The organism is Streptococcus sp. ELY_137, assembly GCF_058314515.1.
The window spans coordinates 57,079-78,717 of record NZ_JBZFUL010000006.1; the positions used below are offsets into that span (position 1 = coordinate 57,079).

A 21,639-nucleotide genomic window follows, 5' to 3' on the forward strand; every position below is an offset into this window, starting at 1 on the left:
ACCGAACACTCCTTTCTAGCTTGTTTTTCTTTTTTATTGCCGTAACGGACACAGCTCAACTATTATAATAGTTTCATTGTTTAGAACCAAGGATTAGCTGTCGAAATATCTAGCAATATATTAGATATTTGTAATCACTGCGTCAAAGCTCATCAGCAACTCTGCACGCTGATTACCTAAACAGCAAATTAATTCTTACAATTCCTCTGCTTTCAATGGCTTCACATCTTTGAGTAGTGGATGATGCTTATCAGCCTCTGAGACTTCAGCCTTCTCAAGATTTTCCCACTGGATACCGAGACTTGGGTCAGCATAGTTGACAAAGGCATATTTGGGTTTGAGTTCCAAAGCCCAGTAATCATTGACGAGGTAGCTGTAGGCTACCTTATCTGACAAAACTTGAAAACCATTGGCAACACCGCGGGGGACAAAGATCCCTTTAGATGCATCAATAACGGTTTGGTAGACATGCCCAAAGCTATCACCCTCACGCAGATCAACCCAAGAGCCAAGCACCTTACCCTCATCAGCAACTGAAATATACTTGTCCCATGGTTCTGCGTGAAGACCGCGCAAAACATTTTTGCGAGAAAAAGAGACATTATTTTGCAGCTTACCTTCAGCAAAGAAGCTTTCTGGGAAACCAAGAGGGAGCATTTTTTCTTTCTGGAAGTTTTCTTTGAACCAACCGCGGTTATCCCCATGAACGGGAATATCAAATTCAATCATACCAGGGATAGCAGCAATCTTATGGGCAGCTAATTCTTTTCCAAAAAATTCTTCTGTCATTAAGCTTCTCCAATCAAACGCAGCAAATACTGTCCGTATTCATTTTTCTTGAGAGGCTGAGCGAGTTCGAGAACTTGCTCCTTAGTGATATAACCCATACGATAGGCAATCTCTTCAAGGTTAGCCACTTGCAGATTCTGCATACGCTGCACCGTTTCGATGTACTGGGCAGCTTCCAGCAGACTTTCATGGGTTCCGGTATCCAACCAAGCAAAACCGCGCTCCATAACCTCAACAGACAAGTCACCGCGATCTAGATAGGCCTTGTTAACATCGGTAATTTCCAGTTCCCCACGCGCACTAGGCTTTATATTTTTAGCAATCTCAATAACGTCATTATCGTAGAAGTACAATCCTGTCACAGCGTAGTGTGATTTAGGTCTTTCAGGTTTTTCTTCAATAGAAACAGCGTTCATCTTATCGTCAAATTCAACGACACCAAAGCGCTCAGGATCTTTAACCTGATAGCCAAAAACAGTCGCTCCTTTTTCCTTGCCAGCCGCTTTTTGCAGCATGCGGCTGAGGCCAGGGCCGTAATAAATATTATCTCCTAAAATAAGAGCTACATTATCATCACCAATGAAATCTTCGCCGATGATGAAGGCTTGGGCAAGACCATCTGGACTTGGCTGTTCGGCATAGGAAAGCTTAATACCGAATTCTGAGCCATCTTGAAGCAATTCTTTGAAGCGCGGTAAATCCTGCGGCGTTGAAATAATCAAAATATCCTTGATACCTGCCAGCATAAGCGTTGACAAAGGATAGTAGATCATGGGTTTATCATAGACAGGCATCAATTGTTTTGATGCCGCACGGGTCAATGGGTAGAGGCGGGTTCCTGACCCACCCGCAAGAATAATACCTTTCATGAGAAAAGCTTCCTTTCACAATTTGTCATTTAGAATTATATCACAAGCCCACTCAAAAGTCAGTAAAAATCAGAACTTTCCCTACCCTCCGCCTGCTTTTTAAGGACAGTTTCTTTTTTCAAATTCTTAATTCATAAGATATCCAGCTGAGTCTGATTGGCCTTTCAAAGACTATAGTCTGTAACTATAGCTAATTTATGTTACAATAAGCTTATGCGAATTCAACAATTACACTATATTATCAAGATCGTCGAAACTGGCAGTATGAATGAAGCTGCTAAACAACTCTATATCACCCAGCCCAGCCTTTCCAATGCTGTCAGAGATTTGGAGCGGGAAATGAATATTACTATTTTTATCCGCAATCCTAAAGGCATTACTCTGACTAAGGATGGTATGGAGTTCCTCTCCTACGCCCGTCAGGTGGTTGAACAGACTAATCTGCTAGAGGAGCGTTATAAGAGTACCGCTGATAATCGTGAGCTATTCAGTGTCTCAGCCCAACATTATGCCTTTGTGGTCAATGCCTTTGTCTCCCTTCTCAAGGGAACTGATATGAGTCAATACGAGCTGTTTTTGCGGGAAACACGGACCTATGAAATTATTGACGACGTCAAGAATTTCCGCTCAGAAATTGGAGTGCTCTTTCTCAACAGCTATAACCGTGATGTGTTAACCAAAATGTTCGATGATAACCACTTAACCTACACCCACTTATTTACGGCACAGCCTCATATTTTTGTCAGTAAATCCAATCCTTTGGCTGGCAAAAGTTCAGTCGCCCTAAGTGATTTAGAAGACTTCCCCTATCTCAGTTACGAGCAAGGGGTCCACAATTCCTTCTATTTTTCTGAAGAAATTATGTCGCAAGTTCCTCATAAAAAATCCATTGTTGTATCTGACCGTGCTACTCTCTTTAACTTGCTAATCGGCTTGGATGGCTATACTATTGCAACAGGGATTCTTAACAGTAATCTCAACGGAGATGATATTGTCTCTATCCCTTTAGATGTAGAGGATAAGATTGACATTATTTACCTCAAGCATGAAAAAGCCAACCTCTCTAAAATGGGAGAACGCTTTATTGACTATCTCTTGGAAGAAGTCAAGTTTGACGGAAAAGACTAATAAAAACAGTCAGCAGTACATTCAGGAATGCTGACTGTTTTTATTTATATCAAAGATAGGTAAATAGAAGCATACATGATTAAAAGAATAGTCCTTTGACAAATACAGAACCAAGGCCCATGATAAAACCAGCTAGGACAACTCCGGCCATGGTAGCAATGATGCTACTCTTAAATTTGAGATCAAGAATAGAAGCTGCCAGCGTTCCTGTCCAAGCACCTGTCCCAGGAAGGGGGATACCCACAAAAAGAAAGAGGGCATAATAGAGACCTTTGGCACCGGCTCCCTTGGCCAATTTTTGACCACCGCTGTGCCCCTTTTTAAGGCACCAGCTAAAGAAGCCGCCGATAATAGGCTTATCAGCACCCCACTCCAAGACGCGGCGGGCGAAGAAAAAGATGACTGGTACAGGCAGCATATTGCCAATAATACCGATAACAATGGCCTGCCACATAGGGATACCTGTTGCTACACCGTAAGGAACAGCACCGCGCAGTTCAATCAAGGGGATCATAGAGATTAAAAAAGTATAGAGATAGTTCATAGCTTATAAAGGGAACCTTTCGTTTCAATTATAAAAGTGAGAGAATTAACGTATTAATTTGGTCAAAGTAAAATGGATTTTCGTGATAAACAATATCCGTGTGACGGGCCAGCTTGATGATCATTTCCAAGAAAGCACGCGACGAAAAACCTGTTGTTTGGTGTAGGATTTTTTCATCGAAGGGTTTGATTAAGTGAGCCAAAGGATTCCTAACTGATTTTTCCATATCTCTCAAAAAAGTTACATCCTTTTTGAGAGACGCTGAAACGGGAAGATGTTCAATCAAAACCTGCAGACTTTTTGACGTCACTCGCGGATCGTGCCAGATATCGGCAAAAGTCATCAGCACAGGATCACCAGACCGACTCATCTCTTCGAACTTCCATGTGTCGTACTGAATTCCCTTAGCATTTATCATATAGTCAGAAACATCAGGAATCTCTCTGGAAATCAAACGCATAAAGAGACGATAAATAATAGGGCTGACTGCGCGGACAAAGTCAATAATATCCTCTGTTTTGACCTTGGCCTGTAAATCCATAATATAGTTGGATAAAAGCTCCTCCTCAGGCTGATTAGTCACCAAATCGAACTGATAGCGTTTTTTAAAATCCTGCTGAATATCTTTTTGATAGAGTTCATCAATAGCCAGCTGTCTGCGACGTTTCATAAGATAAATAAGCCTCTTGGCATCCTGATTAATTGGCTGTGATTTGATAATACCATAAGCCGAGGCATAATCATAATGATTGAGCAGGATTTCTAAGGATTCTTTTACTAGGTTTGTCATCATCTTAGTCCACTAAGGTTTCCAAGCCCACTTTCATCATATCCGTAAAGGTTGTCTCACGCTCTTGCGCTGTCGTATCTTCATCTGCGACCAAACTGTCCGAAATAGTCATAATACCAAGCGCCTGAACACCATGTTTAGATGCTAGGTAATAGAGCGCTGCTGCTTCCATCTCAACAGCTTTGACTCCCAACCGGCCGAGTTTAATGTTATTCTCTGCAAAATCAGAGTAAAAGGCATCGATTGACAGGACACTGCCGACATGGGTTGTCAGCCCCAAATTCTCTGCAATATGGTAAGCCTTATCTAAAAGGCTGAAGTCTGCTATCTGCGGGAAATCATACTGGGGCCATTCATTTTTGATCATGCTGGAGGTGGTCCCAGCTGCCTGTGCCAAAACTAAATCTCGGACATGGACATCTTTATTGAGCGAACCGGCAGTTCCGACACGAATGAGCTTTTTAACGCCGTAAGATGTTATTAATTCATTAGCGTAGATAGAAATAGATGGCATGCCCATTCCTGTTCCCATGACAGAGACAGGCTCTCCTTTGTAGGTGCCGGTATAGCCTAGCATGCCGCGGACATTGTTAAAGCACTGGGCACCTTCTAAAAAATTTTCAGCGATAAATTTAGCACGCAGGGGGTCTCCCGGCAGTAAGATTTTATCAGCAATTTGACCTTGTTTTGCTTCAATATGAATAGACATAGTTAAGATATAAAGGGCGTTAAGAGGACCCAGACAAAATAGGAAATCGCTCGAAAACTCTAATTTCTTGGCAATCGACCTTTTGTCACAGTCCTTAGCCCGTATTTGGTTAGAGCAAATACGGTGCCCTATCCTTTCTTTATTTTTATTGAGAAAGTCCAGAGGATTGAATTCTTTTCTTGTAAAATATAGAAACCAAGTTTCCACTCCTATCTATAGTCAATAGATTGGTTAACTGAAAATGATTGAGTCGCCATCTTTTCTCAGTTAAAACGATCAATTCTTATCGCTATCGTCATCGGATTTTCCAGTAGCTAATGCAGTTTGTGATGCCCCCAGACAGATAAACATGATTCCTATGATTCTGGTAGAAGATTGAAATAAAAAGATAAGCCTAGCTAGATGAAATAGAACTGCACTTAGGATGTGCATTTTTTTTAGAATTTCTATTTTTCATACAAGCACCTACCTTTCAGATTGATTTTACAGCTCCATCAAAATAGCTTTAACAAGCCCCTTGAAGTTGCCCTTGATACGCTGAGTTACTTCAACCACTTCTGCATGGTTGAGCTCATCTTGGAAACCAGCTGCATGATTGGTGATAGCTGAAATTCCCAGAACCTTGAGACCTGAGTGCGCTGCGACGATGACTTCAGGAACAGTTGACATACCCACAGCATCGGCTCCCATGGCTTTAAAGGCGCGGATTTCAGCGGGGGTCTCGTAAGATGGACCTGACACACCGATATAAATGCCTTCATCCAGTTTGATGCCCAGTTTATCAGCCACTTGATGAGCCGTCTCTCGATAATCCCTGCTGTAGGCATTGGACAGATCCGGAAAACGCGGACCAATCTCATCTATATTAGCACCAATCAAAGGATTCTGTCCTGTCAGGTTGATATGATCAGAGATAACCATGAGGGTTCCCGGGCCAAAACCAATGCCGCCGGCCGCATTGGTGACCAAGACACCTTGACAACCCAGAGCTTTCATAATTCGCACAGGGAAGGTCACTACTTCCAGTGGATTACCTTCGTAGAAATGAAAACGTCCCTGCAAAGCCAAGACCTTGCGGCCTGATAAATCGCCATAGACTAGCTTGCCGGCATGACCTGCGACTGTTGAGCGTCCCCAATTAGGAATATCTGCGTAGTCTAATACAACAGCATTTTCGATCTCTTCTGCTAACTCACCGAGACCAGATCCCAAAATCAGACCGAACTCAGGTGTCATCATGCCCTTGTTTTTCAAGAACTCGGTTGTTTGATTAATTTTTTCTAATAATGTCATATTTCAGATATTAAGGGCCTTAAACGGACGGACAATAGCAAAACAAGAAACCGATCGACAGCTTGACGCCTAGGTCCCGTTTGCACCTAAAAGTAGCCGTATCTGCAATCATCCAAAGATGATTAGCTAGGTATCTTTTTTGCCGAAGTCCTTAAGCCCATACTCAGTTAAGCAGATGAACTCATCATCTCAACTGAACAATCCTTTCTACAAAATTTAAATTTTTCCTTTAACTAAGACTGTAAAAATGCCAGAATTCTTTGATTAAAATCCTTTGCCTCAATATAGGCTGAGTGCCCTAAATTCGGATAAATATGATGAGCACAGTTGAGAGCCATGGCTAATTCAGCTGATGACCGAGTACCTACTACCTTATCCTTACCACCTCCGATTACAAAAACTGGACAAGTAATTTCTTTGAGCTTGTCGCTGGCATCAAAATGCAAAATGGAATCCGCCAAGATAATGAACCTATCCAGCTCTTTTGGCTTCATGAATCTAGACATAAGATAAATCAGCCAGCGGTTGCGCTTGGCATAGCGCTCAGAATAGACCTTGTCCATCATATCAATCACCATCTGCTGACGCTCTTTATCCCGGGCTAGTCTTATCCAGTGTCCTATGGTTGTCCTTGCCTGATCATTAACTTTGGCTAGAGTGACCCCGAGAACCAACTTGTTGACTAATTTGGGATAAGTAGCTGCTAGGCTCTGAGCGATCATTCCGCCTTGCGAAACGCCAATGATATCTGCTTTTTCAAGATTCAAACATTTCATGGCTTGAGCTAATTCATCTGCCATATCTGAAATGCTGTAACCAGCCTCAACCTTATCCTTGCGGTCGAATATGTAGACCTTGTAGTCTTTGGCAAAAATACGGTAAGCATAGGACATTTGCAAGGCCATCCCCTTGATTCTTTGGGTACTCAATCCAGGAATTAAAATTAGCGGCTTTGTCCCTCTACCGAAAGTCAGGTAGTCCATTTTGGTACCGTTAACAGTTAGGACTCTATTCTGTGCTTGATACATTTAGATCTTTTATACCAATTTATCCAAGAAGCTTTCCCCAATCATGGCTGTGTCCACATCGAAGTTATCTGCGATAGTTGCTGAAATATCGGCATAATGGCCGACTGGGATAATGCCGCTACCCTTAAAGGTCGGACTGTAAGCTAAAAGCGGCACATATTCACGGGTGTGGTCGGTTCCGGCATAGGTTGGATCATTTCCGTGGTCAGCTGTGATAAGAAGCAAGTCATCTTCTTTCATGGCTGCAATGATTTCCGGCAGACGCTCATCAAATTCATGCAGACAATCGCGGTAGCCATGGGCATTGCGGCGGTGACCGTAAAGAGCGTCAAAGTCTACCAAGTTAGTAAAGGAGAAGCCTTTAGTGAACTCAGACAGGTTCATGGTTTTAAGCAAAGTATCAATACCGTGGCTGTTGGATTTATTGTGACCCATGTCATGGTTAATTCCAGATCCGTTGAAAATATCATTGATTTTACCAACAGCGTAAGTATCAATGCCAGCTTCATCCAGTTTATTTAAGACTGTCGGTGCAAAGGGTGATACTGCTAAATCGCGGCGGTTGGCTGTCCGGGTAAAGTTGCCGGGTTCCCCGACATAAGGACGGGCGATAATACGGCCGAGAAGAGCTGGACGCTCCAAGGTAATGGAGCGGGCGTATTCACAGATTTTATAAAGCTCATCCAGCGGAATGACATCTTCGTGGGCTGCTATTTGCAGTACTGGATCAGCTGAGGTATAGACAATCAGCTCACCAGTCTCCATCTGACGCGGACCGAAGTCCGCAATCACCTGTGTTCCTGAATAAGGCTTGTTGGCTTCACGGATGACCTTGCGGCCGGAAAACTCCTCGATCTTGGTAATAATTTCCTCAGGGAAGCCATCCCAGAAGGTATCAAAAGGCTCAGTGATATTGAGCCCCATGATTTCCCAGTGGCCGGTCATGGTATCTTTCCCGAGAGATACTTCTTCTAGTTTGGTTGCGTAGCCAGTTGGCTGACTTTCGGCGGGAACGGTTTTTAGAGCCTGCGGACGCGGGATATTACCAAGACCGATTTTGGCCATATTTGGCACATTGAGGCCAACTGTTTTGGAAATATGTCCTAGTGTGTCAGAAGCACCGTCCGGTACGCCAGCATTGGAGAAGTTATTAGCATCTGGTGCTGCTCCAATACCAACAGAATCCAAAACAACAAGATGAATACGATTAAATTTAGACATTATCTTTCTTTCTAAGGGTGGTTACGGTTGGCACCCATTACCTATAACAATTAGTTTTCCAAAACTTGAACGCCGTCTTTACCAGCAACAATAACACGGTTGACTAGGCCACAGAAAAGACCGTGTTCAACAATGCCGACTTGGTGATCCAGCTCAGCACCAAACTCAACAGGATCAGGGATAGAACCCAGATCCAAATCAATAATGAAGTTTTTCATATCCGTCACGAAACGAACACCGTCATATTCCCTGAAAGCAGGCTTGTAACCCTTCTTTTCAAATTCTCTGAAAAGACGTTCGGCACCGTACTGGACAACCTCAACTGGCAGTTTAAAAGCTCCCAGAGTGTCCACCAGCTTGCTCTCATCAACAACCCAGATATAATCTTTGGTGGGAGTTGCAACAGTTTTCTCCATGAGCAGAGCACCGCCGCCGCCCTTGATACCGTTGAACTGAGGATCAACCTCATCGGCACCGTCAACAGTCACATCAATAGAGTCAACCTCATCAACAGACTTGAGCGGAATGCCAAGACTCTCAGCCTGAGCGGTTGTCACACTTGAAGTTGTCACACCGATAATCTGCAAGCCTTCTTTCTGAACACGGCGGCCAATTTCTTCAACAAAATAATAGGCTGTTGAGCCTGTTCCAAGTCCCACAGTCATACCGTCTTTGACATACTGAGCAGCGGTCACACCAGCTATTTTTTTGAGTTCATCCATATTCTGCATCGCATCTTCCCATCTAGTTATTAATCAACTTATTATATCATGAAAAGGCTGGGAGTACCATCTCTGAAAGCCATATTAAACACTTGCTAGTCCCCTGCCTTTGCGTTACAATGAGGTTATCTTAAACACACGGCAAGGAAGAACATATGTCCATTACTAAAGAATTTGATACAATTGCTGCTATTTCTACACCCATGGGGGAAGGTGCTATCGGCATTGTCCGCCTTTCTGGCAGTGAAGCAATTGCCATTGCTAACAGCCTCTTTAAGGGGAAAAATTTGGCAGAAGTAGATTCCCACACCATTAACTACGGGCACATTATGGATCACAATCAGGTTATTGATGAGGTCATGGTCAGCGTTATGCGCTCACCTAAGACTTTCACTCGCGAAGATGTGGTCGAAATCAACACACATGGCGGCCTTGCTATTACCAATGAAATTTTGCAGCTTCTCATTCGTTCGGGTGCACGGATGGCTGAGCCGGGTGAATTTACGAAGCGGGCCTTTCTTAATGGTCGGGTTGATTTGACCCAAGCAGAAGCTGTTATGGATCTCATCCGAGCTAAAACCGATAAAGCCATGAATATTGCTGTAGCGCAGTTGGATGGTTCTCTTAAAAATCTCATCGATAACACGCGCCAAGAGATCCTTAATACCTTGGCTCAGGTTGAGGTCAATATTGACTATCCTGAATACGATGATGTCGAAGAGGTCACAACGGCTTTAATACAAGAAAAAACACAGGACTTTGAAGACCTGCTGACAGGCTTGCTAAGAACCGCTAAGCGGGGGAAAATCTTGCGTGAGGGGCTATCAACGGCGATCATTGGCCGCCCTAATGTCGGTAAATCTAGCCTGCTCAATAATCTCTTGCGAGAAGAAAAGGCTATTGTCACCAATATCGAGGGGACAACACGTGATGTCATTGAAGAATATGTCAATATCAATGGCGTTCCGCTTAAACTAATTGATACGGCGGGGATCCGAGAGACTGAGGATGCAGTCGAAAAAATCGGCGTCGAACGTTCTAAAAAAGCCCTAGCTGAGGCAGACTTGGTCCTTTTAGTACTTAATGGCTCTGAAGAACTAACCGAACAAGATCGAATTCTCCTTGATATCAGCAAGAACAGCAATCGCATTGTTCTCATCAATAAAACCGACCTACCGCAGTATATTGAGCGGGAAGGTCTGCCAGAAGACGCTATCGATATATCGGTCTTAAAGAATGAGAATATCAATCTTATTGAAGAGCGCATCAACCAACTGTTCTTCGATAATGCTAGCTTGGTCGAAAAAGATGCCACCTACCTGTCCAATAGCCGTCATATTTCCCTGATTGAGAAAGCCTTAGCCAGTCTGCAGGAAGTTAACAAGGGCTTAGAAATGGGAATGCCTGTTGATTTGCTTCAAGTTGATATGACCAGAACTTGGGAAATCCTCGGAGAAATCACCGGTGATGCTGCTCCAGACGAACTCATCACCCAGCTCTTCAGCCAATTTTGCTTGGGTAAATAAAAAGGTCCAGTGGACCTTTTTATCCCGAGCCTAAAAATCAAAAAGCGAGGCGGGTCCAGTGGACCTTTTTATCCCGAGCCCAAAAATCAAAAAGCGAGGCGGGTCCAGTGGACCTTTTTATCCCGAGCCTAAAAATCAAAAAGTGAGGCAACTTAGGACAAAGGATATTCCAAGTAAGCGAAAAAGCAATGGTTTCTGGGCTGTTGCTTTTTGCTTTGCTTCCATCTCATTAATAACTAATACCTATCATCATCCTCAGTCTCAGGCGCATAAGTGTACTGTTTCAAAAATTCTTCCTTAGTACTAGGGATTTGCTTGTCGGATTTATGAAAATGTGAATAAGGTTTTGTCCCTCCCTCTAAATAATATCCTTGTGGACCTAACTTAATGGCAACCGGATCATTTTTTGATATCCTATCTGATGTTTCAGAATATTTCCCAGCTTTGTAATTCGCTACGGTTGTAAAAGTCATCATGGTTTCAGTATCTGAATCACTGATATAGGTATCTCCTTTTTTAATATAGTGACAGTCGTAAAAATACAAAAGGGGATACATAGCCTGCTCATTATCCGAACTGGCTTCATCCAGATCTTGTTCTGTCTTATATTGGGACGCTGCGTCATCAAATAAAACATAGGTATCCTCATCAACTATTTTGAAATAAACCCCATCATCACGAACATAGGTCTGGCCGATTTCAAAAGACGTTACTCCTTTTGAGGTTTGTGTTTTTGACTGATGCTGGCTAGAACTAGGCTTTTTATTATCGTTTGATTGACACCCTATTACCAACAAAAGACAGTTTAAGAGACCGATTAAAGTAAATAAATTTTTCATGACTTGGCCTCCTTAACATCTTCCTCAAAGGCCTTACCAGCATCCCCGGTGGCCTCTTTGACGCTCTGGCCATCTTGGGCAAAACGGCCATTCTTATTTTTCCAACTATCCGCATATTTAGAGCTACCATTACGCCCATCGTTCTTATCGGCACGTTCATCATGGTTCTTAGCTTTCTCACCAGATTATAGGTTTCATCTGGATTATCTGATCGGTTCGGCTTCTCGTAATCATCAGACATATTTTTACGAAATTCAGGATCCCAACTCGTGACAGAATCTCGGTCTAAGTGATTGTGCTGAGCATCATTCCCTGAATTGGCATAGTTAAAGCTGGAACCATTGATGACATCATTTTCGGTCTGATTTTCAGTATCTAATTTTGATATAAAATTACCTATCATCTTTTGTTGAAGGATCGTAAGTATACCGCTCTAAAAACTCTTCCTCAGTATTCGGAATAGAATAATCAGATTTATATAATTTTCGAATATCTCTGTAATTGACTGAGTATCCTTTTTTCTCTTTAGTCCAAATGACCTTACTATGAAAAGTTTCATTTTCTTTTGAAAAATATTTTCTAGCCTTAACATTGGCCACGGTGCTAAAGCCAATTGAAACTGTTTTTTCAGAGGTGTATTTTATGTTATTTCCTACAAACTCATAGGTTCCTGTACCATAGGTAATAACAGGAGTTACTGCCATCTCCTCCTCATTACCAGCCTCATTTAAATCTGCTTGAGTTTTATAAATAGTAGCCCGATCTTGAATATATATATAAGTGTTATTAGATTTAAACACTATGATATTCCTAGCATCATGTGCTTCATACTCATAAACTTGATCTAGCTTAATATCTTTTTCATAGTCCTTTTTGTAAGTAGCAGAACTAGAAGAAGTAGAATTTGAAGGTTGAGTTTTAGCCTGATGGGTTTGAACTGCTACAATCATACTTCCAAATAAGGAAAGTAAGACAAGTGTCAATAAGATAATCATCATGCGTCTTCTTGTCATATCATTCTACTCCTCATAACTATCAACCATCTCATTGAATGCTTTAGCTGCCTCGTCAGTTCGCTCTTTGGCACTCTTACCATCTTTTGCGTAGTACCCTTTTGATTTTTAAAGCTTCTTTTCCACCTTTTTTTCCTTCATTTACTTTATTAGGAGAAGCATAATCTTCTGATTGTTCTTTTCTAAACTCAGGATCCCATATTTTCTTAAGAGATTAATGGCTAGGAAAGGAGCAGTTTTACTTTCTTGTGCTCGGGTCATAAGTATATTGGGCTAGAAATTCCTCTTCTGAGTTAGGAATAACATAATTTGATTTTTGAAACTTTAGAAGAGCTCCATTAATATAGTAGCCCTTTTTACCTTTTTTCCAAATTACTCTTTGGTTATAATGTTCGTGCTTTATCGTGTAATATTTACCTCTCTTGTAAGTTTTAACATCATTAAAATAAATTTCAGTTGATTGCTCTATTTTATATTCAATATTATCTCCATTAAATTTATATGTTCCTATATTATAATAAATATTTGGAAAAATTCGTGCCTCCTCTTCATTTCCTGATTTATCCAGATCAGTTTCTGATTTATAAATGCTAGCTCGATCTTGAATAGAAATATAAGTTCCATCTGATTTAAAGATATCATAGTAAATAGCATCATCATTTTCTTCTTTATAAACCTGATCCAACTCAATTGTTTTTTCATAACTTTCCTGTTTATGAGAGGACGAGCTGGGAGGGGCTGAATGCGAGGACTGCTTGTTATTTCGCATCACTAAGGCAGTCATACTGATAGCTCCTAACAAAATTGCTACTAATAAAATACTTATTGCCAATTTCTTTTTCATTGCAGTCACTCCTCATAACCATCAACCATCTCATTGAAGGCTTTAGCTGCCTCGTCAGTTCGATCTTTAGCACTCTTACCATCTTTAGCATAGCTACCCTTTGGATTTTTAAAGCTGTCATTCCAGCCATCATCACCCTTTTTATCTTTGTTGGGAGAGATGTAGCCTTTTGATTGATCTTCTCTAAACTTAGGATCCCACTGTTTAGGCGTATTGACGTCTAATCTGTTATGAGAGGAGACATAGCCTTTCTGTTTAGCAGTGCCGTCATCTTCATCAGCTTTATCCTGTTGAAAATCCGCGTAGTTAAAGCTGGAGCCATTGATCACATCATTTTCGGTCCGATTTTCAGTTTCTAATTCAGAAACAAAATTACCATCCTCATCAAGAATAAATTCGCTATGGTGACCTTTACCTATAAGTACTTTATAATTAGCTTGATCTTCATTATTGTCAGGATAGTGCATCTCATTATCATAATAGCTTCCTTTATTATGAAGTCGTGCTGATTCAGAGGTAGTAGTATATTGTGTATCCTTGGAATTCTTTAAGTATGCTGCTAATTTATCCCTATCAGTCATGCGCTCAGCTTGATCGGCACCATATTCCTTAATAGCCCAATCCCGAATGTACTGCACCTGTTGCTGCGAAATCACGTAGCGGAACTGATGAGCCTTTAAAATCACTCTAACTCTTCTGGCTGATAGTCGTACTGGGCTAGAAAATCATCAATTGAATTTGGGAGTTTCTTATTTGTTTTGTAGAGGGGAAAGCTACCATTGGATTTCTTTTTAACATAACCACTATCCTCTTTGGCAATAGTGAGCGTTCTGCCAGCATCAGCTCCTTCATCTAATCTCTTGGAAGCAATGATTTTATCTTTAACATGATCAGGATCTTTAAACTCCACATCCATAGTTTTTGTAGGTGTCAAATTTAAATTATCCCCATCCTTAGTATATCGACCTTCTGTAAATAAAATATAAGGATAAAAATCAACTGAATCTTCATCATGATTTATATCATCTATCTCTTCTTGGGTATCATGGCTATAATCCATCATATAAACATAGCGACTATTATCTATTAACTTCAAATAACTGCCTTCTAGCTTTTTAGAACTGCCAATCCTATAAACATTACCAATTTCTAGAGTCTTAGCTTTTTCTAAGCGTACAGTCTCTGATTGTTTAGGCTTGGCAGACTTTTCAGGATTTTTCACCTGACACGCTGCTAATAAGAAGGTACATAGTATTATACAAATGACAAGATATTTTTTCATGATTCACCTACCGAGGTAACTTCTCCGGCTGATACTCGTACTGTTTCAGAAAGTCCTCAATCGAATCTGGGATTGCTTTATTTACTTTATAAAGGGTAAAATAATTTTCTTGATTGTTTTCAGCATAAGCACCATCTTTTTTGGTAAGGATAAGTATTCTGCCAGCATTCGCTCCTTCATCTAATCTCTTGGAAGCTATGATCTTATCCTTAACATGCTCAGGATTTTTAAACTCCACATCCATAGTTTTTGTAGGTGTCAAATTTAAATTATCTCCATCCTTCGTGTACTGGCCCTCTGTGAATAAAACATAGGGATAAAATCCATCTCCTTCTCTATTAATGTCATCTATCTCTTCTTGGGTATCATGGCTATAATCCTTCATATAAACATAGTGTTGATTATCCACGAATTTTATATATGACGCATTAGAATCTTTAGAATCACCAATTTTATAGGTAATCCCAATTTCTAGGGTCTTAGCTTTTTCTAGGTGCACTGGCTCTGAGTGTTTAGGCTTGGCATCCTTTACAGGACTTTTCGCCTGACAGGCTACTAATAAGAAGGTACATAATATTATACAAAGTACAAGATATTTTTTCATGATTCACCTACCATTTCTTTAAACTCATCTTTTTGCGCCTGTTCTCTTTCGTAAGTAGACTGATCTTTTTTGCCATTCTTAAAACCATATGTATCATTTTTAGGATCTTTATACTGATCCTTTTGTGGTGATACAAACCTATCCCCATCGTTCTCACGCATAGTGTCGCGGTACTCAGGGTCATAGAATTTCGGTGCATTTTCATCTAAACGCTCATGTGCCTGCTTATCGCCATCATCCGCATAATTAAAGCTGGCTCCATTAACTACTCCATTTTGGTTCTCTGAAGCATCCTTTTCGGGGTCAATTTCATTGACAAAACTGCCATCTTCACTGATGATAAATTCGGTGTGGAAATCTTTAGACAGGATTTTATAGTTAACCTGTTTCTTACCGCCAGGGTAAGTTCCCCTTTCGGAGACTTTATTATGAAAACGAGCGGTATCATCGAAATCATAGCTAGATTTATGACCATCGTTAAGGTAAGCAGCTAGGGCTTGTTCATCACTGATATCATTCCCATACCTTTCCCTTGCCCAGTCCCGTACCCATTGCGCTTGTTGGGCTGAGATGACATAGCGGAATTGGTTGACTCGCTGTTTCAGTGCCTCATTGCCGCCTTTATCACCTAAGGCGTTAGCACCTTTTTTATCCGGATAGGCCACCTGCACGGTCCCTGCAAAGTCATCCCAAAAATCATCATCTGGCGCTAAGCTATCGGACATCTTATCCAAAATAGCCTGTGTCTGCTCGGCACTGCCATCAAGCTCTTGAGGCATGCCCGTATACTTCATGGCAATCCCCAGAAGCTTCTCAGCTGCCGCCGAGTCTTTATGGTTCTTGGCGGTCTGATAATCAATCCCCCACATCTTCTGGAAGGTCTCACTGCCAAAGGTTCTAGCATCATTGAGATACTCACCCAGTTGGGCACTAATCGTCTTTCCGCTATTGGGATCATAGGAGGAATTAACCTTGGCAATATAGCCGTTCCTAATAGCCTTAGTGGTCCAGCCGTCTGATTCTAAGGTCTGGGCTTGGGTCCGAAGGGTGCTGACATACTCTTGAAAATCAGCATCCGACATCCCTTCTGGGCGCTTGACATCATACTTTAGCACAAAAACAGCATTCTTGGTGATCTCTTGAAACTGGCTGCTGTTCATCAGATCGAGACCCCTTAGATCAACGCTGGCAAATGTTTTCGTCTGCGGATTCCAAACAGCCTGTGTGAGCTGACTCATCGCTTTTAGGGAAGCGGCTAATTGGTCTAAGCCTTCAAAGATTCTGGGCGAGCTGGCGTCAAAGGCCAGCAGCCGATCCAGCTTATCCTGAATCTTGGCCTTGGCCTGCTTGGCTATTCCAAGACTCGCCTGCATATCGCTGATCCGCTCTTGGGCATGGTCTCCAGCTGGGTGGGTCTCCATCTCAGTTAAGAGGGCCTGACCGTCTCTGATCACGGCGTTGCACTCTTCCAGCTGGGCTTCCAAATCGGACTGGCGTAGGCTCTCAGGTCCCACTTCTTCCTGATAGGCTTCTGGAAACCGCCGAACCGCTTCTTTGACCTCTTCCAAGTAGCGGCGGGCACCGTCCTTGTGAGGAACAATAACGGTTTCGACATGGTCACGCAAGGAATCGTAACTCTTTCCTTTTAGCTCCGAACCGCTTGCTAAAAGGTCATCGATAGCCCTGTCCAGCTGATCTAAAGCCGATAAGGCTTGGTCAACCATAGCAGCCACACTGTCTGCCTGAGCCAGAGACAGTTCTAAATACATATCAACACTCATGATGGAACCTCCCCTGTAGTGTTAATCCGACGGCGCTCCCTGTCAATGTCGTCCAAGCGTACGAGCATCTGTGAGCGTTCTTTTGACAGTTTCTCACGGTCGTTTTCTAAAGCCGTCGATATTTTTCTATTGTGTTTGGTCCAGCTATCTGAGAACTCCTCAAAATCATAGGACAAGGTTAAAAGCGCTGAAACTTTGCGTTTATAGCTGCCAAACCAATCTTCCTGAGATTCGATATAGATTTTTTTCGTACCTAAATCACTCTCTTTGGTTTCAAGTGAAGTCTTTTCTTTTCGGAGTTCTTCTAAACGGTCGGTGCAAGCCCGTCGTTTTTCTTCCTTGGTCTGGGCTTTGGCATAAGCTTTTTGAGCAGCAGTTAATTGGTCAGCTGACTTAGCACCAGTCTTTTGGGAAGAGGTGGCTTTCCCATAGTGAGCTTGAAACTTTTCTCGGTCTTCCTTTAGGCGTTTGGACATCCACTCATTCCAGCGTCTGACTTCTTCAGGTGTCGGCATCCGAACTCCATCATCTTCCTCATCTGAAATATTTAAAAAAGGCGGCTTATTTGGATTCGGCTTAGGCTGGGATGAGGCCGATGTCTGCTTAGAATCTGAAGAAGAACTCGACTGGCCTGACGCTTGATCTGAATCAGGACCTAATTTAGATGACGGTGGCTGGACAGCTGATACAGAGGATGAGGACACCACTGTCGGTGACGAAACAGGCTGAGGCACTGTTGACAGAGTATCTGGCTGAGCAGGCATAGAGAGCGGAGAGGTCGGCTGAATCGGGTTGACTCCTGTGGGAACGGCCGATACTGAAGACCCATTTACGCCATTTACTGGATAACTCCCTGCTGGCTGGACTGTGGTCAAATCAACCGATTGGTCGGTCGGTGACCAAAAAGCTGGATGAGCAGGCCAAGACTGAGGAGGCTGGACAGAACCTGAAAACGGCTGGCTAGTCTGACCCAGTCCCTGCACAGGCTGCGAAGCTGATGGAGAGGACGGTCTTGGCTGTTGGGTGTGATTAACGATTGGATACGATCCATTAGGAAGTACAGCTGAACGCCGGAAGAGTCTTTTCAAAAACTGAAACATAGGGCATCACCTCACGATGTTTTGGAATGGATACTCTGAGCAGCGGATTGATCAGCGCTCTCAAAGCCCGCCGCAATACTTTTAAAACTGTTAGAGAGAGCGGATAGGTTGGCGCTGAGCTCCTTAACAGTCGCTGCTGCTTCTGAAATGGCTTCATGGGCTTTAGCGTTGCCGGAAACGGTGGTTTGGTCATCTGTTCCGGCATCATTGATACCGCTTAAACTTCCCTCAGCACCGTGAAGAGCGCTGGTATGAGTGTTGACAGCTGTCATTTGACTTTGAATTGTCGACATTTTGATTAATTTCCCTTCTTTTTAATATGGTGGTTAGTAAATATTTTACTAGGTTCTATACACGAGCACAACCATTTTAGGACAATTATTTTTACGGTATCATAAAGCTCTGTAACTCTGCAACCTCCTGCGCTATGCGCTCTGGGTCATTTATCTGTTTGAGGTGGTAGCCAATCAGGTAAGGGGAGGTGACAAAGCGCGGAACAATTTTACAGACCAAACCTTCTTCCAGATGATAAAAGAAAAGATTATAGGATTCACAGCGACCGCCTAGATAAACCTGCATTAGATATTGAACTACCTGCTGCACGGTATCAGCCAGTTGATTGAGAGCTCGGTAGCTGTCAATTGAAACATTAAATTCACTAAAACTGCTGAGAGGCTGCTGGGATATCGTTACTCTAGCTTGATTATCTATTTGCTGGCAAACCAGATGGCCGTCTAGGTTGTCTGGTTTGATGGTTTCATACGCATCTATTTCTTCAAAACCAATCACCTGCATGTGCGGATGACGCAGGGAACCTCCTGATAGGGGACCAAAGTTTTTAAAAAGTGCCACCGTCTTGAAACGCTGGCTGTCTTCTAACTGCTGCCAAGCTTGTAGGGCAAAGGCAAAAAGCTTACGGTTATGCTCCTTGCTGTAAGTCGCAATATCGCCTAAATGCTGGCTAGATTCGATAATTAGGGTTTGGTAGGTGTTCTCCAAGACCGGATACTTATTGTCCAGCCAGATCATATCATCTTCTTGAGCTATAATCTTTTCTAAGCTGCCAATTGCACAAAAGGGACAGCGATCCTGATTGCTGGGTTTGTGTTTAGCAATCCGGGGGTTAAAAATAAGCGGTTGATTCATAAGTCTAAAATTTCTTTCACATGTTTTCGCAAATCTGGCAGGACGTCCTTCTTGAACCAAGGATTTTTAGCCTGCCAGAGATTGTTGCGCGGTGATGGATGGACCAGCGGAAAAAAGTCTGGCAGGAAGTCCTTATAGTTGCGAACATTATCCGTCAGTTTAACGGACGCTTGCTGCTTGAGATAATAATGCTGGGCGTAGTTTCCGATCAAAAGTGTCAGGGAAATATCAGGCAATTCCTGCAAAATCAAGGGATGCCACTTTTGTGCAAATCCTTTTCGCGGCGGCAGATCACCAGACCTGCCCTTGCCAGGATAGTAGAAATCCATTGGGATAACAGCAATCTTATCGGAATTATAAAAGGTATCGCGGTCAATTCCCAACCAGTCGCGCAGGTTATCGCCCGATGGGTCATTCCAGTAGAGGCGGGTATCTTGGGCCCGAATACCCGGAGCTTGGCCGACAATATTGATACGAGCTGTTTTAGGCGCAGTAAAAAGCGGCTCAATTCCTGCCTTGGTATAGGCTGCATTTTGCGGATCAGCCATAATGGCCTCAACAAGTTGTGACATCCTTGACATGTTTCTCATCTCCATTCATTAAGAAACTTGGTTTTATGAGAAAACCAAGCTTTTAAAGTTTTCCATTTTGTAATCCATTATAGGGACTTGGTAAAAAGGCCAGTTAGCCTGATTTTAGCTAAAGGATCTGAAAATATTTGGGCTTTTTCCCACTCCCTTAAATCTCAAGGATTACTACTTTCCTCTATTTGATCAGTTCATAGATAGCTTGGGCATAGATTGCGCAGGCGCGGTAGAGATCTTCAACATCTGCGAATTCATTTGCCTGATGCATGGTATTTTCATAATCTGGGAACATAGCCCCAAAAGCCACACCGCGCTCCAAGAGACGGCCAAAAGTCCCGCCGCCAATAATCTGTTCGTAACCAGTGAGTCCTGTTTGTTCTTCGTAGACATCCAAAAGCGTCTTAACTAAGGGATCTTCCATGGGAACATAATGAGGTGTATGTTCGTGTTCAGAAAGTGTGACTTTATTAGGACCATCTAGCTTTTCCAGCCCTGCTTGAATCCTTTTTGCGTCGGTGCCTTGCGGGTAACGGAAATTGAGTGCGATAATATTATCATCAGAAGCTGCATCAAATGTAAAGACACCTGCATTCATTGATAAGGAGCCCATTTTTTCATCTGTATGAGCTAGACCTAATTTTTCACCCTTAAAGTCCTCGTGAAGAACAGTGGCGCTCACAGCAATAAAGGACTGAGCGGCCCCAGCAAAATCAAATTGATTGAGGAAAATTGCCAGATAAGTAGCTCCATTGAGACCTTCCTCAGGTGTAGAACCGTGAGCAGCCTTGCCAGTAACCTGAATGCGAAATTGATCTCCTTGTGCTTCAACCGAAGCTGAAATCTGCGGATGGTTCTTCAAGAAGGATGCCAGCTTTTCTTGCAAATCAGCTAGACTGATCTGACTTGAAATCAGAGCTGTAGCTGATTCTGGTACCATATTTTCACGAAGGCCGCCTGCAAACTGGTGCAAGATAAAGTCTCCATTATTTTGGCCCGAAAAGTGGAGATATTCCGTGATATTACCCTTTTCACCATTGATAATAGGAAATTCAGCATCTGGCGCAAAACCAAAATCTGGTTTCTCAACCTCCGGATGGGCAAAATAATAAGCCATATCGCCCCAGCCTGATTCTTCATCTGTTCCCAAGACAAAGCGGACTTTTTTAGAGACTGGGAGTCCCAGCTCTTTGATAATCTTAAGAGCATAATAGGCAGCCATAGTTGGTCCCTTGTCATCAGAGGATCCGCGTGCATAGAGTTTACCATCCTTGATAAAGGGCTTATAAGGATCGCCATCCCAGCCCGATCCTGCTGGTACGACATCCAAATGGGCGAAGATTCCCAGAGTTTCCTCCCCTTCGCCGAACTCGAAATCACCGACATAGTTATCGATATTGCGTGTCTTAAAGCCATCACCTTCAGCCATAGCTAGAAAATGCTTGAGAGCTTTCACAGGTCCCGGTCCAAATGGATGTTGCTTGTCAGCCTGACTGTCATCGCGCTCGGAATTAATTTCTAAGAGACTGAACAAATCCGTCATCATATCGTCGCGTCGCTTATCTACTTCTGCTTTAAAATCTACAGTCATATCTTTCTCCTTTGTTTCCCATAGTGCCCCCATTATAGCACAAATGCGATGGCGACTAAAGAGAGTAAAATTCGCAAAGCAAAACGAGGCTGAAAGAGCATTCAACCTCGTTATAACAGCTTAAAACGGCAGCCGTAGTCATCAAAATTCATGACCACAGATAGGCTCATGATGGAAAAAGAGCTGGCAAGTCCCTCTTTCCAATCATCATAACAAATGTACTTTGTCCCATTTAT

Annotated in this window: 24 protein-coding genes; 2 read left to right on the forward strand and 22 right to left on the reverse strand. The window is 42.6% G+C overall.

The features are described 5' to 3' along the window. Positions 1-195 precede the first annotated feature (195 nt). The gene (locus AC4HAO_RS06045; protein WP_491134885.1) at positions 196-789 is read right to left on the reverse strand and encodes a dTDP-4-dehydrorhamnose 3,5-epimerase family protein; all 594 of its coding nucleotides are present in this window, start codon (positions 787-789) and stop codon (positions 196-198) included. After that, positions 789-1,658, reverse strand: a complete 870-nt coding sequence (gene rfbA / locus AC4HAO_RS06050) for a glucose-1-phosphate thymidylyltransferase RfbA (RefSeq protein ID WP_447452082.1) — start codon at positions 1,656-1,658, stop codon at positions 789-791. The genes AC4HAO_RS06045 and rfbA overlap by 1 nt, the downstream gene beginning before the upstream one ends. A gap of 213 nt (positions 1,659-1,871) precedes the next feature. Here rfbA and AC4HAO_RS06055 point away from each other — a divergent pair, with 213 nt between their 5' ends. Beyond that, positions 1,872-2,786: a LysR family transcriptional regulator gene (locus AC4HAO_RS06055; protein ID WP_447452081.1), complete on the forward strand. Its 915-nt coding sequence runs from the start codon at positions 1,872-1,874 to the stop codon at positions 2,784-2,786. 79 nt (positions 2,787-2,865) lie between these two features. On the opposite strand, the gene AC4HAO_RS06060 is transcribed toward AC4HAO_RS06055, so the two are convergent. The 7 genes from AC4HAO_RS06060 to rpiA all read right to left on the reverse strand — a co-directional run bounded on the left by AC4HAO_RS06060 (position 2,866) and on the right by rpiA (position 9,093). Beyond that, positions 2,866-3,330: a COG2426 family protein gene (locus AC4HAO_RS06060; protein WP_447452080.1), complete on the reverse strand. Its 465-nt coding sequence runs from the start codon at positions 3,328-3,330 to the stop codon at positions 2,866-2,868. A 28-nt stretch (positions 3,331-3,358) separates the two neighbouring features. Further along, positions 3,359-4,123, reverse strand: a complete 765-nt coding sequence (locus tag AC4HAO_RS06065; protein ID WP_491134886.1) for a LytR family transcriptional regulator — start codon at positions 4,121-4,123, stop codon at positions 3,359-3,361. 1 nt (position 4,124) lies between these two features. Then, entirely contained in the window at positions 4,125-4,829 is a 705-nt protein-coding gene (gene deoD, locus AC4HAO_RS06070) for a purine-nucleoside phosphorylase (protein ID WP_491134887.1), read from the reverse strand. Positions 4,830-5,312: 483 nt separating this feature from the next. Then, the gene (locus AC4HAO_RS06075) at positions 5,313-6,122 is read right to left on the reverse strand and encodes a purine-nucleoside phosphorylase (protein WP_491094107.1); all 810 of its coding nucleotides are present in this window, start codon (positions 6,120-6,122) and stop codon (positions 5,313-5,315) included. 233 nt (positions 6,123-6,355) lie between these two features. Continuing rightward, positions 6,356-7,150 (reverse strand): alpha/beta fold hydrolase, encoded by a 795-nt coding sequence (locus tag AC4HAO_RS06080; protein WP_491134888.1) that lies wholly within the window; start codon positions 7,148-7,150, stop codon positions 6,356-6,358. Between the two features lie 9 nt (positions 7,151-7,159). After that, positions 7,160-8,371: a phosphopentomutase gene (locus tag AC4HAO_RS06085; RefSeq protein ID WP_491134889.1), complete on the reverse strand. Its 1,212-nt coding sequence runs from the start codon at positions 8,369-8,371 to the stop codon at positions 7,160-7,162. Positions 8,372-8,421: 50 nt separating this feature from the next. After that, a complete protein-coding gene (gene rpiA / locus AC4HAO_RS06090) occupies positions 8,422-9,093 on the reverse strand; it encodes a ribose-5-phosphate isomerase RpiA (RefSeq protein WP_491134925.1) in 672 nt (223 codons plus the stop codon). Between the two features lie 155 nt (positions 9,094-9,248). Here rpiA and mnmE point away from each other — a divergent pair, with 155 nt between their 5' ends. Next, positions 9,249-10,619, forward strand: a complete 1,371-nt coding sequence (gene mnmE, locus AC4HAO_RS06095; RefSeq protein WP_491134890.1) for a tRNA uridine-5-carboxymethylaminomethyl(34) synthesis GTPase MnmE — start codon at positions 9,249-9,251, stop codon at positions 10,617-10,619. A 236-nt stretch (positions 10,620-10,855) separates the two neighbouring features. Here the strand turns inward: mnmE and AC4HAO_RS06100 are convergent, their stop codons facing one another. The 13 genes from AC4HAO_RS06100 to pepV all read right to left on the reverse strand — a co-directional run bounded on the left by AC4HAO_RS06100 (position 10,856) and on the right by pepV (position 21,403). Continuing rightward, on the reverse strand, positions 10,856-11,458 hold the full coding sequence (locus AC4HAO_RS06100; protein WP_491134891.1) for a hypothetical protein: 603 nt from the start codon (positions 11,456-11,458) through the stop codon (positions 10,856-10,858). After that, positions 11,385-11,861, reverse strand: a complete 477-nt coding sequence (locus AC4HAO_RS06105; RefSeq protein WP_491134892.1) for a DUF3114 domain-containing protein — start codon at positions 11,859-11,861, stop codon at positions 11,385-11,387. The genes AC4HAO_RS06100 and AC4HAO_RS06105 overlap by 74 nt, the downstream gene beginning before the upstream one ends. After that, positions 11,851-12,471, reverse strand: coding sequence for a hypothetical protein (locus AC4HAO_RS06110; RefSeq protein ID WP_491134893.1), 621 nt, complete (start codon positions 12,469-12,471; stop codon positions 11,851-11,853). The genes AC4HAO_RS06105 and AC4HAO_RS06110 overlap by 11 nt, the downstream gene beginning before the upstream one ends. A 238-nt stretch (positions 12,472-12,709) precedes the next feature. Further along, on the reverse strand, positions 12,710-13,315 hold the full coding sequence (locus AC4HAO_RS06115; RefSeq protein ID WP_491134894.1) for a hypothetical protein: 606 nt from the start codon (positions 13,313-13,315) through the stop codon (positions 12,710-12,712). 5 nt (positions 13,316-13,320) lie between these two features. Beyond that, entirely contained in the window at positions 13,321-14,001 is a 681-nt protein-coding gene (locus tag AC4HAO_RS06120; protein ID WP_491134895.1) for a DUF3114 domain-containing protein, read from the reverse strand. Further along, on the reverse strand, positions 13,998-14,597 hold the full coding sequence (locus AC4HAO_RS06125) for a hypothetical protein (protein ID WP_491134896.1): 600 nt from the start codon (positions 14,595-14,597) through the stop codon (positions 13,998-14,000). The genes AC4HAO_RS06120 and AC4HAO_RS06125 overlap by 4 nt, the downstream gene beginning before the upstream one ends. A 7-nt stretch (positions 14,598-14,604) precedes the next feature. Continuing rightward, positions 14,605-15,201: a hypothetical protein gene (locus tag AC4HAO_RS06130; RefSeq protein ID WP_491134897.1), complete on the reverse strand. Its 597-nt coding sequence runs from the start codon at positions 15,199-15,201 to the stop codon at positions 14,605-14,607. Next, the gene (locus tag AC4HAO_RS06135) at positions 15,198-16,982 is read right to left on the reverse strand and encodes a DUF3114 domain-containing protein (RefSeq protein ID WP_491134898.1); all 1,785 of its coding nucleotides are present in this window, start codon (positions 16,980-16,982) and stop codon (positions 15,198-15,200) included. The genes AC4HAO_RS06130 and AC4HAO_RS06135 overlap by 4 nt, the downstream gene beginning before the upstream one ends. Beyond that, positions 16,979-18,082 carry a hypothetical protein gene (locus AC4HAO_RS06140; RefSeq protein WP_491134899.1) on the reverse strand — a complete coding sequence of 368 codons (1,104 nt, stop codon included), beginning with the start codon at positions 18,080-18,082 and terminating at the stop codon, positions 16,979-16,981. The genes AC4HAO_RS06135 and AC4HAO_RS06140 overlap by 4 nt, the downstream gene beginning before the upstream one ends. Positions 18,083-18,093: 11 nt before the next feature. Next, a complete protein-coding gene (locus AC4HAO_RS06145; RefSeq protein ID WP_491134900.1) occupies positions 18,094-18,375 on the reverse strand; it encodes a TIGR04197 family type VII secretion effector in 282 nt (93 codons plus the stop codon). 91 nt (positions 18,376-18,466) lie between these two features. Then, positions 18,467-19,228, reverse strand: coding sequence for a DUF4931 domain-containing protein (locus AC4HAO_RS06150; RefSeq protein WP_491134901.1), 762 nt, complete (start codon positions 19,226-19,228; stop codon positions 18,467-18,469). Beyond that, a complete protein-coding gene (locus AC4HAO_RS06155) occupies positions 19,225-19,809 on the reverse strand; it encodes a uracil-DNA glycosylase family protein (protein WP_491134902.1) in 585 nt (194 codons plus the stop codon). The genes AC4HAO_RS06150 and AC4HAO_RS06155 overlap by 4 nt, the downstream gene beginning before the upstream one ends. Before the next feature lie 184 nt (positions 19,810-19,993). Beyond that, complete coding sequence (gene pepV, locus AC4HAO_RS06160; protein WP_491134903.1) at positions 19,994-21,403, reverse strand: dipeptidase PepV; 1,410 nt, start codon at positions 21,401-21,403, stop codon at positions 19,994-19,996. Positions 21,404-21,639 lie beyond the last annotated feature (236 nt).

Coding starts and splice junctions, on each gene's coding strand:
- rpiA (WP_491134925.1), bottom strand. CDS start 9,093: ATGGATGAACTCAAAAAAATAGCTGGTGTGACCGCTGCTCAGTATGTC.
- AC4HAO_RS06075 (WP_491094107.1), bottom strand. CDS start 6,122: ATGACATTATTAGAAAAAATTAATCAAACAACCGAGTTCTTGAAAAAC.
- AC4HAO_RS06110 (WP_491134893.1), bottom strand. CDS start 12,471: ATGACAAGAAGACGCATGATGATTATCTTATTGACACTTGTCTTACTT.
- AC4HAO_RS06060 (WP_447452080.1), bottom strand. CDS start 3,330: ATGAACTATCTCTATACTTTTTTAATCTCTATGATCCCCTTGATTGAA.
- AC4HAO_RS06125 (WP_491134896.1), bottom strand. CDS start 14,597: ATGAAAAAATATCTTGTCATTTGTATAATACTATGTACCTTCTTATTA.
- AC4HAO_RS06130 (WP_491134897.1), bottom strand. CDS start 15,201: ATGAAAAAATATCTTGTACTTTGTATAATATTATGTACCTTCTTATTA.
- AC4HAO_RS06065 (WP_491134886.1), bottom strand. CDS start 4,123: ATGATGACAAACCTAGTAAAAGAATCCTTAGAAATCCTGCTCAATCAT.
- AC4HAO_RS06105 (WP_491134892.1), bottom strand. CDS start 11,861: ATGATAGGTAATTTTATATCAAAATTAGATACTGAAAATCAGACCGAA.
- pepV (WP_491134903.1), bottom strand. CDS start 21,403: ATGACTGTAGATTTTAAAGCAGAAGTAGATAAGCGACGCGACGATATG.
- AC4HAO_RS06115 (WP_491134894.1), bottom strand. CDS start 13,315: ATGAAAAAGAAATTGGCAATAAGTATTTTATTAGTAGCAATTTTGTTA.
- rfbA (WP_447452082.1), bottom strand. CDS start 1,658: ATGAAAGGTATTATTCTTGCGGGTGGGTCAGGAACCCGCCTCTACCCA.
- AC4HAO_RS06085 (WP_491134889.1), bottom strand. CDS start 8,371: ATGTCTAAATTTAATCGTATTCATCTTGTTGTTTTGGATTCTGTTGGT.
- AC4HAO_RS06150 (WP_491134901.1), bottom strand. CDS start 19,228: ATGAATCAACCGCTTATTTTTAACCCCCGGATTGCTAAACACAAACCC.
- AC4HAO_RS06100 (WP_491134891.1), bottom strand. CDS start 11,458: ATGAAAAATTTATTTACTTTAATCGGTCTCTTAAACTGTCTTTTGTTG.
- mnmE (WP_491134890.1), top strand. CDS start 9,249: ATGTCCATTACTAAAGAATTTGATACAATTGCTGCTATTTCTACACCC.
- AC4HAO_RS06045 (WP_491134885.1), bottom strand. CDS start 789: ATGACAGAAGAATTTTTTGGAAAAGAATTAGCTGCCCATAAGATTGCT.
- AC4HAO_RS06055 (WP_447452081.1), top strand. CDS start 1,872: ATGCGAATTCAACAATTACACTATATTATCAAGATCGTCGAAACTGGC.
- AC4HAO_RS06145 (WP_491134900.1), bottom strand. CDS start 18,375: ATGTCGACAATTCAAAGTCAAATGACAGCTGTCAACACTCATACCAGC.
- deoD (WP_491134887.1), bottom strand. CDS start 4,829: ATGTCTATTCATATTGAAGCAAAACAAGGTCAAATTGCTGATAAAATC.
- AC4HAO_RS06140 (WP_491134899.1), bottom strand. CDS start 18,082: ATGTTTCAGTTTTTGAAAAGACTCTTCCGGCGTTCAGCTGTACTTCCT.
- AC4HAO_RS06135 (WP_491134898.1), bottom strand. CDS start 16,982: ATGAGTGTTGATATGTATTTAGAACTGTCTCTGGCTCAGGCAGACAGT.
- AC4HAO_RS06155 (WP_491134902.1), bottom strand. CDS start 19,809: ATGTCAAGGATGTCACAACTTGTTGAGGCCATTATGGCTGATCCGCAA.
- AC4HAO_RS06080 (WP_491134888.1), bottom strand. CDS start 7,150: ATGTATCAAGCACAGAATAGAGTCCTAACTGTTAACGGTACCAAAATG.